This is a genomic window from Halarcobacter bivalviorum, from assembly GCF_003346815.1.
GTDB lineage: Bacteria > Campylobacterota > Campylobacteria > Campylobacterales > Arcobacteraceae > Halarcobacter > Halarcobacter bivalviorum.
In genome coordinates this window covers 92,715-105,878 of the sequence record NZ_CP031217.1, presented here as the reverse complement: position 1 = coordinate 105,878, position 13,164 = coordinate 92,715, and the positions used below count along the sequence as shown (strand labels likewise).

17 protein-coding genes are annotated in these 13,164 nt (G+C 28.0%); 5 read left to right on the top strand and 12 right to left on the bottom strand.

Annotation, left to right across the window (positions count from 1 at the left end):
• Positions 1-85: 85 nt before the first annotated feature.
• Together ABIV_RS00515 and ABIV_RS00510 are read left to right on the top strand one after the other, a co-directional pair.
• The gene (locus ABIV_RS00515) at positions 86-871 is read left to right on the top strand and encodes an OmpA family protein (protein ID WP_114838036.1); all 786 of its coding nucleotides are present in this window, start codon (positions 86-88) and stop codon (positions 869-871) included.
• 1 nt (position 872) lies between these two features.
• Positions 873-1,286 (top strand): hypothetical protein, encoded by a 414-nt coding sequence (locus ABIV_RS00510; protein ID WP_114838035.1) that lies wholly within the window; start codon positions 873-875, stop codon positions 1,284-1,286.
• A gap of 15 nt (positions 1,287-1,301) precedes the next feature.
• Here the strand turns inward: ABIV_RS00510 and ABIV_RS00505 are convergent, their stop codons facing one another.
• From ABIV_RS00505 to ABIV_RS00465, 9 genes are all read right to left on the bottom strand, one after another.
• Positions 1,302-1,505 carry a hypothetical protein gene (locus ABIV_RS00505; RefSeq protein ID WP_114838034.1) on the bottom strand — a complete coding sequence of 68 codons (204 nt, stop codon included), beginning with the start codon at positions 1,503-1,505 and terminating at the stop codon, positions 1,302-1,304.
• Between the two features lies 1 nt (position 1,506).
• The gene (locus ABIV_RS00500; RefSeq protein ID WP_114838033.1) at positions 1,507-1,734 is read right to left on the bottom strand and encodes a hypothetical protein; all 228 of its coding nucleotides are present in this window, start codon (positions 1,732-1,734) and stop codon (positions 1,507-1,509) included.
• Between the two features lie 154 nt (positions 1,735-1,888).
• Entirely contained in the window at positions 1,889-2,296 is a 408-nt protein-coding gene (locus tag ABIV_RS00495) for an ester cyclase (RefSeq protein ID WP_114838032.1), read from the bottom strand.
• Between the two features lie 9 nt (positions 2,297-2,305).
• The gene (rimK, locus tag ABIV_RS00490) at positions 2,306-3,211 is read right to left on the bottom strand and encodes a 30S ribosomal protein S6--L-glutamate ligase (protein WP_114838031.1); all 906 of its coding nucleotides are present in this window, start codon (positions 3,209-3,211) and stop codon (positions 2,306-2,308) included.
• On the bottom strand, positions 3,208-4,326 hold the full coding sequence (locus ABIV_RS00485; RefSeq protein ID WP_114838030.1) for a peptidase M42: 1,119 nt from the start codon (positions 4,324-4,326) through the stop codon (positions 3,208-3,210). The genes rimK and ABIV_RS00485 overlap by 4 nt, the downstream gene beginning before the upstream one ends.
• A gap of 46 nt (positions 4,327-4,372) precedes the next feature.
• The gene (locus tag ABIV_RS00480) at positions 4,373-4,618 is read right to left on the bottom strand and encodes a hypothetical protein (protein ID WP_114838029.1); all 246 of its coding nucleotides are present in this window, start codon (positions 4,616-4,618) and stop codon (positions 4,373-4,375) included.
• A gap of 305 nt (positions 4,619-4,923) precedes the next feature.
• Positions 4,924-5,370, bottom strand: a complete 447-nt coding sequence (locus tag ABIV_RS00475; RefSeq protein WP_114838028.1) for a low molecular weight protein-tyrosine-phosphatase — start codon at positions 5,368-5,370, stop codon at positions 4,924-4,926.
• Complete coding sequence (locus tag ABIV_RS00470; protein ID WP_114838027.1) at positions 5,367-6,089, bottom strand: carbon-nitrogen hydrolase family protein; 723 nt, start codon at positions 6,087-6,089, stop codon at positions 5,367-5,369. Before ABIV_RS00470 ends, ABIV_RS00475 begins: the two co-directional genes overlap by 4 nt.
• Positions 6,064-7,470: a phosphomannomutase/phosphoglucomutase gene (locus ABIV_RS00465; RefSeq protein WP_114838026.1), complete on the bottom strand. Its 1,407-nt coding sequence runs from the start codon at positions 7,468-7,470 to the stop codon at positions 6,064-6,066. The genes ABIV_RS00470 and ABIV_RS00465 overlap by 26 nt, the downstream gene beginning before the upstream one ends.
• A gap of 73 nt (positions 7,471-7,543) precedes the next feature.
• Between ABIV_RS00465 and ABIV_RS00460 the strand changes: the two genes are divergently transcribed.
• Positions 7,544-8,227, top strand: a complete 684-nt coding sequence (locus tag ABIV_RS00460; protein WP_114838025.1) for a response regulator transcription factor — start codon at positions 7,544-7,546, stop codon at positions 8,225-8,227.
• Positions 8,214-9,533, top strand: coding sequence for an ATP-binding protein (locus tag ABIV_RS00455; RefSeq protein ID WP_337442126.1), 1,320 nt, complete (start codon positions 8,214-8,216; stop codon positions 9,531-9,533). The genes ABIV_RS00460 and ABIV_RS00455 overlap by 14 nt, the downstream gene beginning before the upstream one ends.
• On the opposite strand, the gene ccoG is transcribed toward ABIV_RS00455, so the two are convergent.
• The gene (ccoG, locus tag ABIV_RS00450; RefSeq protein WP_114838024.1) at positions 9,526-10,866 is read right to left on the bottom strand and encodes a cytochrome c oxidase accessory protein CcoG; all 1,341 of its coding nucleotides are present in this window, start codon (positions 10,864-10,866) and stop codon (positions 9,526-9,528) included. The genes ABIV_RS00455 and ccoG overlap by 8 nt on opposite strands.
• Before the next feature lie 106 nt (positions 10,867-10,972).
• On the opposite strand from ccoG, the gene ABIV_RS00445 reads away from it, so the two are divergent.
• Positions 10,973-11,602 (top strand): LysE family translocator, encoded by a 630-nt coding sequence (locus ABIV_RS00445; RefSeq protein ID WP_114838023.1) that lies wholly within the window; start codon positions 10,973-10,975, stop codon positions 11,600-11,602.
• Between the two features lie 2 nt (positions 11,603-11,604).
• On the opposite strand, the gene ABIV_RS00440 is transcribed toward ABIV_RS00445, so the two are convergent.
• Positions 11,605-11,931 (bottom strand): putative quinol monooxygenase, encoded by a 327-nt coding sequence (locus ABIV_RS00440; RefSeq protein ID WP_114838022.1) that lies wholly within the window; start codon positions 11,929-11,931, stop codon positions 11,605-11,607.
• Entirely contained in the window at positions 11,932-13,164 is a 1,233-nt protein-coding gene (locus tag ABIV_RS00435; RefSeq protein WP_114838021.1) for a glutamate-5-semialdehyde dehydrogenase, read from the bottom strand.

The window sequence follows — 13,164 nt, the reverse complement described above, 5'->3', positions numbered from 1 at the left end:
GAAAAAATAGGAAGACTTCAAAAACTTTTGATAAAAAATAAGATAAAATAATTACAATTTAAATTAATTTGGGTGAAAATAGCGTATGAGTCCTGCAAAAAAAATATTTTTTTTATGTTTATCTTTAATTTTATTAATTGTTTTATGTGTAAATTCCCATCTAGAAAAATTAACTAAAAGAAGTTCTGTTGAACTTGAACCTGTTTCAAATACAATTGTGAGTATTGAAAAGGAAGAGATTAAAGAGACTATAAAAGAAGAACCTCTTCAAGAAGAAATAGTAACTGAAGAGATAAAAGAAGAGAGTGAAACTCCTAAAGATACAACAACTTTAAATGAAGAAAAAGTAGAAGTACAAAAAGAGATAACTCAAGAGATAAAAGAAGAAGAGACTAGTTCTACTACAGTAGAAGAAAAAACAGAAGATGAGCCTCTAATTACAACTGATAAAAGATATAAAAGAACTGGAAATGAGAAACCAATTGAAGAGTTATCTATAAATACACAACTTCTTCAAATCAGAATTAGAGATTATGTTACAAAATATCCAATTGTTTTTCAAAATTCTAGTAATGAAATTAGTAAAAAAAGTTTAAATACTATTAGCACTGTTGTTAAAATGCTAAAAAATCATCCTAATCTAAAAATTGAAATTGCTGGGCATACAGATGCAGCAGGTACAAAAAAATATAATTTAGGTGTTTCTATTGGTAGAGCAGTTGCAGTAAAAAAACAGATGATAGCATATGGATTTGATAAAAATAAAATCAAAGCAAGGGGATATGGAGAAGAGATTCCACTTGTTGAAAACAATGCAGAAGGTTACTCTAGAGTTAACAGAAGAGTAGAATTTAATATAGTAGAGGAATAATATGGTAGAAATAGCATCACAAATTGTTTTATGTTTAATTATTGCAGCCTTAATAGGTTTCTTTATAGGATTTATTGTTGGAAAACTTGTAGGTGAAAAAAACCAAAGTTCAATCTATAGTGCTAATACCATTTCTCATGTTGGGGCACAAAGCAATATCTACAATAAACCTCTAATTAGAAGTGCGCCAAGACCAATGGGGAAAGATGCTTTACAAGAGATTGAAGGTATTGATAAAAATCTTGAAGTAAAATTAAATGAGATTGGGATTTTTCATTTTGATCAAATTGCAGAATGGAATAAGAAGAATTGTCAGTGGATAGAACAGTATTTAAAACTTGAAGAGAATCAAATTGAAAATGAAAATTGGATAGTTGAAGCTAGGAATCTTTCTAAAAACCCTAAAATAAGATAAGTTCTAGATGATGAGTTAAGACTCATCATCTAAATCATAATTATAAAAATCATCGTAATCATCATAATCTACAGTAAAAATTTTTGCATAACCTAACTTTTGAAGTTCAGAATCTACATTCTCTTCTGTTAACCTATTTTTCACTCTATTCATTATTTGCTCAATATGTTCTTCTTTTACATCATTAGCTCTTAACTCATAGATAAATGATTCAACCATTTTATTTCCTTGAAATTAATGTATCAGCTAGAATAATAAAGTCATTAAACGATAATCTAACTGTTCTTAAAACTACATCTTCTAATGTAAGTTTATTTTGTAAAATCAAATTTGCTGCACTTGCATAATCTTTTCTTAGTTTTATACAATCAACAACCTCATATACTATCCTATTTAAAGGATTCTCAAACTCATATTTATCTATGAATTCATCATAATAACTTGCCACTTTTATCCCTTGAATAGAAGCAAACTACTACTATTAATAAAAACCTAAGTTTTTTTGTTAGTATGAAAAATACTCACTTTTAAAGGAGTACACCAAATATTCTGAAAACCATTATAAAAATGCACGGCCGAATGCTTTAAAGTTTTCAGAGTCTCTATTTTTTTAGCTGCTTGTGAAGTGTTGCTAAATCACCTAAAACCCAAATACTTACTATCTTGTCTTCATTAAATTTGAAAAATGAAGCACCATTATATTTAACTCTATTATTTGTTGCTTCAAAACCAAATAGTTCGCCTTTGTGTGTTCCATTATATACAGCTTTTACCGCAATTGTATTATTCTCTTCAACCATAATTTCAATACCATGATAAAGATTTGGAATACCTGCTATAACTTTATCCATATACTCTTCAAACTCTTTTTTACCTTTTGTATCAATGTTTAAAGAACCATGAAATTCTATATCATCATGAAAAAGTTTATCTATATACTCTTTATTGTGTTTATTCCAAAGTTCTTCATAATACTCTTTAACTAGTGTTTTATAAGATTTTGTTTTCACTTCCTCTACCTATAAATGATTTTTTCTTTTTTTGTTTGATTTATATGAATTTGCTTCAATATATTCAACAATTAATGATGCAACATCAACACCTGAAGCTGTTTCAATTCCTTCTAATCCAGGAGATGAATTTACTTCAATTACTGCTGGACCATGTTGAGTTCTTAAAATATCAACGCCAGCAACACTTAAACCTAAAACTTTAGCAGCTTGAATAGCTAAACCTTTTTCTTCATTTGTAATCTCAATTAAACTTGCTGTTCCACCTCTATGAAGGTTTGACCTAAACTCACCTTCAGCAGCTTGCCTTTTTATTGCAGCAACAACTTTATCATTGATTACAAAGCATCTAATATCAGCACCTTGTGCTTCTCTTACATACTCTTGAACTAAAATATTTGCCTTTAGCTCCATAAAAGCACCAAGAACACTCTCTGCTGCTTTATTTGTTTCAGCTAAAACTACACCTAGCCCTTGAGTTCCTTCTAATAGTTTTACAACTAAAGGAGCTCCTCCAACCATTTCAATTAAATCTTTTATATCATCAGCAGAACTTGCATAACCTGTAATTGGTAGGTTTACATTATGTCCAGCTAGAATTTGCATTGATCTTAGTTTATCCCTTGATCTTGTAATTGCAATTGATTTATTAAGAGTATAAACTCCCATCATCTCAAACTGCCTTACTACACTTGTTCCATAAAAAGTTATATCAGAACCAATTCTTGGAATAATTGCATCAAATTCATCTAAAATTCTACCTTTATAGTGAATTTTAGGATTACTAGAAGTTATATTCATATAACAAGATAGAGTATCTATTATCTCTACTGTATGACCTTTTTGCTCACAAGCTTCAACTAATCTTTTTGTTGAATATAACTCTGAATTTCTTGATAAAATCCCAATTTTCATATATTACTCTCATTCTTAATTAGTAAACTTTTTAATATATATAATACACTTTTAATTGACTTTACAGTTGCTGTTTCTTCTACTGTATGGTAACCAGTAGTAGGAATTTGTAAAGTTGTTCCTTGTATTGAGCCTTTTGACTCTTTTACTATTCTTCCTAATTCTGTACTTCCTAAAGAGAGCAATGGAAGATTCTCTGCACTTAACTTTTTATTTTTCTCTTGAATAAAACTATCTTTACAAGAAAAATCTATATTGTTCTTATGACAAAAATTCTTTAAAAGCTTTAATAATGGAGATTTAAACCTTGCATTTGCATCTCTATTTCTTAAAACTACATCTTGAAGTTCTGCCTCAATTCTTGTGTTATATGGACTTGTATCTAAAACCAATAACTCTGAAGTTGTTATCTGATTTTTTTTAAACCAATCATATACAAACCTCCAACTTCTTCCTGCTTCTTCTTGTGCAGTGAAAAAAGCTGTACCCTGGTAACCATTTTGATATAAATAAATAATTATTGCTGCAGAAATTACGTTATCTAACTGTGCGCTTATTAATTCATCATTTATCTCTAACTTATCAACAAAAGCAACTGGTGTTCCTGGTAAAAGGTGTTCTAGACCCTCTATTTTAAACATTAAGTTGTTAATTTGTTCATTCATATAAACTTCAGTTATTTGTCCTATTCCCAAATAACTTCCAGACCAAGGTTCATAAGCTTGAACTTGTTGATTAATAAACCTAGATGCAATAGTTTGATAAGTCTGTTCTGATACAGAGTTTCCTGTTAAATCAATTCTGTTTTTACTTTGAAACGCTGCAAACTGAAACTCATTTGGTCCCGTGCAAACTAATCCGTGTCTATCAATATGAGCACTTAGCATTCCACTATTTGGCTCATTTCCTTGTGCAACTAAAATCCCATCATAATATAGAGTTTTTATTCCTAACTCATCTAATTCTCTTTTTAAATATAAGAAAAATGAGTGTTCATATCCAATTACAGATGGAACTCTAATTAACTGTTTTAACGTATCTAAAAAAGCTGTGAAATTCTCTATATTTTCTATTAATTCACTAGACTTTTGAATAGATAACTTTCTAAACTTCATTTTATTACCTTATTAAAAATCGTGTAGAATAAGGTAATTAATTTTATTAGTTTGTAGCCTCTTGTTTTTCTTCTATTGTCTCTTCAATTTCTGATTGACAGTTATATAATTTTGTTTCACATTGAGCACTACACTTCTCAAAAGGAATCTCTTTGTCTTCACATTGAGTTAGACAATCATCATAAAGTTTTTCACAAGAAGCATATTTATCTTCTAATGTTTTATCAATATCTGTATTTGCATTTAATACTGCAAGAGATAAAAAAGCTAAAATAGCAATTTTTTTAAACATTTATACGTCTCCTAAAATAACAAAGACTTTTAATATACACGTACCTGAAAAAGTCAAGTACACCAAAAGCGAAAACTTTAAATGCACGGCCAAATGCTTTATTGAGTTTTCATATATTAGACATTTCCTTATTCTACTTTGCAATTATAAATCCAAAAAAAAGGAAATAAACTGAAAGTTTTCTTAAAGTGATTTTTTCAAATAAAGAAGTGGCTTTTTATAGGTATTTGTAAGGGTATTTTTTTTAATTGTAATTTTGAAAAATTGAAAAAGAGAGTATAAAAAAGTTAATTTTTTTAAAAAAATTAACTTTTTAAATTATCAATAAAGTTTTTGACACAAAAATCAATCATTGAAAAGACTTTATCAAAGCCTTCGAATCCTTCAAAAAAATATGGGTCAGGAACATCTTCTCCATTAAAACCATAGTCTCCTAGTTTTAAAACATTTTTAAAACCAAGCTTTTTTAAGTTTTCTATGTTGGAATTATCAAGACCAATTACATAATCAAATTTTTTAAAGTCTTCTGTTTTTATCTGCCTTGCTCTTTGTGCTGAAATATCAATACCATTTTGTTTTGCTACTTTAATAGAGTTTTCACAAGGGGCTTCTCCTATATGCCAACTTCCAGTTCCAGCACTTTCTATATAAATATCAAGATTTTTACTCTTTATATAATCTTTAGCAATTCCTTCTGCTAAAGGAGATCTACAGATATTTCCTAAGCAAACAAAAATTATTGATTTACTCATTTTTTCTTTAATCCTATATCGATATATTTTCTTATTTTTTTAATTTCAGAAAGATTCATCTCATGCTCTATTTTATTTTTTGAATCATCTCTTATTTCATCTCCCCAAGGAGTAATTATTCCACTACCTTTTGCCATATTATCATCAGCCCCATTTGCTGTTAATACATAACATTGATTTGCTACAGCAAGAGCTTTTGTCATTGTTTCAAAATGATTTTTTCTTTTTACTCCCCACATTGAAGGATTTAAAATTAAATCTGCACCTAATACTTTTAACCAAAATTTAGGAAATCGTACTTCAAAACAAATTAGAGTAGCTACTTTTATTCCATCAATCTCAATAATTTTCATATTGTCTAGTTTACCTTTTGTAAAATAATCAGGTTCTTCTCCTAAAGGGAAAAGCTTATGTTTTGATTGAGTATGTACAATTTTTTTATTATGAAAGATGTATAAAGTATTATAAAACTCAATATCCTCTTTCTCAATAAGAGTTATTGCTATAGTTTTATTTTCTGAATATTTTTTTAATTTTTTTATTGCTTTTTCTGCAAATTCTGCTGCTTCATCCATTCTTTCATATGCAAATCCAGTAAGACATACTTCAGGAGCTAAAATAAAAGAACCCTCCTCACAAGAGTTTATTAGTTCTTTTAAATTTTTTAGATTTTGTTTAAAGTCTTCTGTAGTTTTAGTTTGCAGTGCTACTAAGTTCATTTTTTGCTTCTCTTATTAAATTATTTAATTGTTTTTCATACTCTTTTGCTTCATTTTCATCAGTTGATTCAAATCTTGTTACAAGAACTGGCGTAGTATTTGAAGCTCTTACTAATCCCCAACCTTTATCAAAAATAACTCTTACTCCATCAACATCAATAATATCTCTAATTTTTGGGAACTCTTTTGGTGGATTTTTTAGAAGTTCTTTTAATTTATCTATTAATAAAAATTTCTCTTCTTCTGTTGTTTCTACTTTTATCTCTTCAGTTGAAAAAGTTTTAGGTAAAGCTTCTACTTCTTTATCAATATCCATTCCATTTTTAATTAATTCTAAAACTCTAAAAGTTGCATAAATAGCATCATCAAAACCATAATATCTATCATTAAAGAAAATATGTCCTGAAACCTCAGCTGCTAGATGAGCATTTACTTCTTTTAGTTTAACTTTTAGATTTGAGTGCCCTGTTTTATACATATGAGCAGAACCTCTTTCATTTATTAAATCATACATCACTTGTGTACATTTAACTTCACCAACTACTACTGGATTTTCAATATTTTTAGAGAATAAAAGAGCCATAATATCACCTTTAACATTATGTTTTTTAGTTAAAAAAGCTATTCTATCTGCATCTCCATCATAGGCAAAACCATACTCAAAGTCACCTTTTAGCTTCTCTTTTATATCTTTTAAATTTTTTTCTTCACTTGGGTCAGGATGATGGTTAGGGAATGTTCCATCTGGTTTGCAATATAAACCTTCATAGTTTAATTCTAATTTATCTAGTATTTGAGTTAAAACAGTATCAGCAACACCATTTCCACAATCTATGATTATCTTCTCTTTCATTGCTTTTAAAGCTGAGAATTCTTTTAGCATAAAATCAATATATAAAGATTTTACATCTATTTCAAAGGCTTTATCATTATCTTCAATTTCTATGTTTGAAGCAATTATCTCATCACCTAAAGAGTAAATCTCTTCAGCAAAAAATGGTTTTTTATCAAATGTGATTTTAAAGCCATTATATTCACTTGGATTATGACTTCCTGTAATCATTATTGAAGCACAAGGTGTTATTTTTTTATTTTCTATTTCAAATGTTTGATAGTTTGCAAAATAGTTTATTCCTGTTGCAACCATTTGCATATTTAGAACTTTACAACCAGCAGCATTTAATCCACTTGCTAAATATGAGAAAAGTTCTGGAGAGTGAGTTCTTGCATCATAACCAATTGCAATGTAAGAATTCTCTTTAAATTTATCAAATACTTTTTTACCAAAAAAGTATCCAATAAGTTTTACTGATTCTTTATTTAATTCACTCCCTACAATTCCCCTAATATCATACTCTCTAAAGATTGATTTTTTTACCATATAGACCCTTAAAAAAATTTTGGAAATTATAGCAATTATTGAGTAGTAAAGAAATTAAGAGATATAATAATATATGCAAAAGAAAGATACTAAAAATATAAAACTATTATATGTAGAAGATGATGATATAGCCCGAGAAAACGGGGTTGAGTACCTAGAAAACTATTTTGATGAGATTTATGAAGCAAGTGATGCTTTAAGTGCTTTAAAAATTTATGAAAAACAAAAACCTCATATCATAATTACGGATATTCAAATGCCTAAATTAAATGGTTTGGAGTTTGTTAAAAGAATTAGACAAAAAGATAAACAGACTCAAGTAATTATTCTCTCTGCTTTTTCCACAAAAGAGTACCTTTTTGAAGCTATTGAATTACAATTAGTAAAATATCTTACTAAACCTATTTGTGAAGAGGAGTTAAAAAAAGCTCTTGAAATATGTTTAAAGAGTTTAAAAACTTCTGATTCAAATATTATAAAACTAGATGAAAATACAACTTTTGACAGTTTTAATCAAACACTATTTAAAAATAAGGAAATAGTTAAACTAAGAAAAAAAGAGTTAGATTTACTCTCTTTATTGCTTAAAAATAGAAATAGATTTGTCACATATGAAGAGATAGAAAATTTTGTTTGGTATGATAGTGGAATGAGTAAAGATGCTTTAAAAACTCTTATCAAAAATTTAAAAATAAAAATACCAAAGGATTTGATTATAAATCTATCAGGAACAGGTTATAAAATTGAACTTGGATAATTTAAATACTATTTTACTCTATGGAATAACCTTTGGTATTGTTATTATGACAATTGTTTATACTTTTATTAGATATATCTATTCAAAAGAGATTTTTTATATTTCATACTGCCTTATGCAAGTTTTTTCTCTTAGTTATATTGTAACTTATAGCTCTTTATTTGATATTCCTCATTTTGTAGAACAAATCTCACTTTTACTTGCTACCTTACTTGCTTTAGTTTTTGCAATTAATTTTTATGAGGGAAGATTTGTACCAAAAGTTGCAAACTATAAAGAGTTAATAATAAATACTTTGCTTTTAAATGTTGTAATTTTAACTGCCTTTTATCATTATGTTTTATTTGAGTATCTTCCTTTTACAATTATCTATGCTATTTTATTTATCTCTGTGATTTTTAATATTAAAAATGTAGGACCAACACTTATTTATACAGTTGGTTGGTCTTTTCTTTGTTTTACACTTTTTGTTTTTGACTTTAAAGATTTTTATGAACAAAAAGGTTTTTTAGACATAGTGCTTGTAGCTTTTGCCATTGAAGCTATTTTATTTACTTTTTCTGTTTCACATAGATATAATCGTCTTGAACAAAAGAATGAAAACTTTGAAAATATGCTTTTACAACAATCAAAAATGGCAAAAAGTGGTGAAATGCTTGCAAATATTGCCCATCAATTTAGACAACCTTTAAATAATCTTTCATATATTTTAATAAATTTAAAAACAAGATTTGAACAACAAAAACTAAATGAAGAGTATTTTTACAAAAAATATTCACAAGCAAAAGAGCAACTAGAGTTTTTATCTCATACAGTTGAAGAGTTTAAAGAGTTTTATACTCCTTCAAAACAAAAAGAAGAGTTTCTTGTAAAAGATGCTATTTCAAATACTCTTTCTATTTTAAATGAAGAATTGAAAAAAAGAAATATAAAATATAATCTAAACTTTTTAAAAGATGAAAATATAAAAATCTTTGGAAGTAAAAATGAGTTATCACAAGTTATTTTATCTTTGGTTTCAAATGCAAGTGATGCTTTAAAAGATATTGAAAATCCTTTTATTGAGATAGAAGTAGACTCAACAGCTGCTGATGTTATTATAAATATCAAAGATAATGGAAAAGGAATAAATAAAAAATTTCAAGAAAAAATGTTTGAACCTTATTTTACTACAAAAGAGGAAGGTACAGGTTTAGGTTTATATTTATCTAAGTTAATTATAGAAAAAAATTTTAATGGGAAAATAGAGTATAAAAAACAAAAAGAAGGGTCAATTTTCTCCCTTCTTTTTGAAAAAACTATTTAAGTAAATCTCTTCTTGGATACATAAAAGAGATCTCTCTAATAACACTTATATCCTTATTCTCTTTTGCAAAGATTTTAATCTTTGTTTTATAAGGAGTATCTTTTTTATTTGTAGAGGCAAGTTTTCTAGTAGTTTGTAAAATTAATACAGTTTTTAATCTCTGTTTTGGCTCTAAAACTAGTTCTCTATATCTTTTAACTTCAAATCTTGGGTCAAGCACTTCAATAGCAAAAGTATATTTTTCTTTATTGTTTGTATTATGAACTGTTAGTACATAGTTATTTGAAACTGTACTCTCTTCTATCCCATATAGTTTTGTAGTTTTATTTACATTTACTAAGAAATCTTCTTTTTCTCCAGCAAAAAACAGAGCTAATAAAATACAAGCAAGTAAAGAAACCATATAAACTATATTTTTCATTGCAAAAAGAGGTGACCTTCTTTTGTTGATTACAGTATTTGTACTTCCCCAATCAATTAATGATTTTTTACCAAGTTTACCCATAACTGTACTACAAGCATCTGAACACTCTAAACAGTTGATACACTCAACTTGTAACCCTTTTCTAATATCAATATGAGTAGGACATACTTTTACACAAGCTTCACAAGTTGTACACTCTTGATTTCCACTCCACTGTTTTACATCAAATATTGATTTTGCACCATTTTCATAAATTGTTCCACCTCTATTTGTGTTATATACTACTTGCTTTGTATCATCATCATAAAGTGCCGATTGAATTCTTGAATATGGACATACATAAGTACAGAAGTGTTCTTTCATAAAAACAATATCATATATTAAAAATAGAGCAATACTAATTACAAACATTATCATAAAGAAGTGCTCTTGTGGATTCATTAAATATGTAAAAAAGTCAGCTGGAGGAATAAAATACCACATGAAGTTCATTGAAGCAACAAGGGATAAAATTCCCCAAATAAATAAAGAGATATACTTTTTGATTTTTGTTGAAGTTTTTGAATAGTCTATATCTTTTTGTTTATTTTTAATTCTTCTAAGACCTAAGATTTTTGATTCTATTAAATCTCTATAAACTACTCTAAAAATAGTTTGAGGACAGGCCCATCCACACCAAACTCTACCAAACATAGCTGTCATAGCAAAGATACCAATAAATAAAAGCATTAATAAGAATGGCATAACATAAAGCTCATTCATATTATATACAAGCCCTAAAAAGTGAAATTGCATCTTATCAAAAGATAAAAGAAGTAAATGGTTACCATTAATTGTTATAAATGGCATTACAAATACTATTATTGTAATTGCAAGATAAGTTAAATATCTTTTCTTTGAGTAACTCAAGTCAAACCTCCTACAGTTATATATTTGAAAGTCTATAAAGAAAAGGTGTTCATTTGGTGGTATAAAGAAAAACTTTTATATAATTATTTTTTTAAAGGAGAAAACTATGATAGATACTACATCTTTATATATGTTTATTATTGCTTCTTTTCTTTTATGTTTAGCACCTGGACCTGATAATATCTATGTCTTAACTCAGGGTATGACAAAAAGTAAAAAAGCTGCTATTGTAACAACACTTGGACTTTGTAGTGGAATTATTATTCATACCTCAGCTGCTGCTTTTGGTATCTCTGTAATTTTCCAAACCTCAGAGCTAGCTTTTAATCTTGTAAAATATATTGGAGCTGCATATTTATTATATATAGCATATCAAGCATTTAGACATAGAGATGATAAACTAGATTTAACAGCTCAAAACTCTAGTAATGAGCTAAAAAAACTATATATAAAAGGTTTTTTTATGAATGTATTAAACCCTAAAGTTTCAATCTTTTTTCTTGCTTTTCTTCCTCAGTTTGTAAACCCTGAACTTGGGAATATACCAATGCAGATGATTATTTTAGGTTTAGTATTTATGGCTTTAACCGTAGTTGTTTTTTCTTCAATAGGAATCGCAGGAAATATGTTAAGCAGTAAACTAATGGAAAATCCTAGTATCTCTAAGATTTTAAATATTCTTACTTCTTTTGTACTAGGAGCACTTGCAGTTAAATTAGCTCTATCTTCAAGATAGAACTAATTTACTTCATCAGAATAAACACATACATTAAAGTCTTCAACAAAACCATCTTCATCTACACAATGTGTTTGAAAAAAGTTTGCTATGTATGGTTTATTACAATGTAATTCAAAAGCCTCTTTTGACTCCCAAATTTCATTAAATACAATAGGAAATGATTTTCCCATTGCATTAGGATGTTCTATATGTTTTGTAACAATATATTGAATACATCCATCTTCTCTAAGTGTTTGAGGTTCTAAAGCTTGTAAAACTTCTAATAACTCTTGCTCTTTGCCCTCTTTTGCTCTAAATGAAGCAATACAATAAATTTTTTTTGACATCTATCTTACCTGACCATTTCCATAAATTTTATATTTAAATGTTGTTAAATCATTTATTCCCATAGGTCCTCTTGAGTGAAGCTTATTTGTAGAAATCCCAACTTCAGCTCCAAGTCCAAATGCACCACCATCAGTAAATCTTGTACTTGCATTTGCATATACACAAGCTGCATCTACTTCATTTAAAAACTTATTTACAGTAGAGTAGTTTTCACTAATTATTGCTTCAGAGTGTCCAGACCCATATTTTGAAATATGTAAGATAGCATCTTCAACACTATCTACAACTTTAATATTTAATTTATTTGCCAAATATTCAGTATCATAATCTTCATGTGTAGCACATTGAATATCAATAAACTTTCTTGTAAGATCACATCCTTTTAATTGTGTCCCATATCTCTCATATGCTTCATGTAATGGAGGTAAAATATATGCTGCAACATCTTTATGAATAAGTAAAGTCTCCATTGCATTACAAACACCAGGTCTTGAACATTTTGCATTTATTGCAATCTCAATAGCTTTTTGATGGTTTGCATCCCTATCTAAATAGATATGACAAAGTCCTTTATCATGTTTTACAACAGGAACAGTAGAGTTTTCACTTACAAATCTAATTAAAGCTTCTCCACCTCTTGGAACAATTAAATCTACATATTTATCTTGTTTAATTAAGTTTGCTACACCTTCTCTACTTGAATCAGGAAGTAGTGAAATTGCTTGTTCTGGTAACTTGTTTTTTGCTAATACATGTCTTAAAATATCAGCAATTGCTTTATTTGAGTTTTCAGCCTCTTTTCCACCTTTTAGAACACATACATTTCCACTTTTAAAACAAAGTGCTGCTGTGTCTGAAGTAACATTTGGTCTACTTTCATAGATAATACCAATTACTCCAATAGGAATAGATACTTTTTGAATATTTAAACCATTTTCAGTAACCCATCCATCAAGAGTTCGTCCAACTGGTTCTTTTAATGAAGCTATTTCTCTAATAGCTTTTGCCATATCAGCTACTCTATCTCCTGTAAGAAGTAATCTATCTAAAAGTGCTTCATCTAGATTACCTAATCTTCCCACACTCATATCTTTTTCATTGCAACCAACAATATAATCACAATTTTCAAGTAAGGCATCTGCCATCTCGTTTAAGATTCTATTTTTTACTTCACCACTTAGGGTAGCTATCTCTTTACTAACTTTTTTTGATTCTTCTAAAAATTGTTGCAT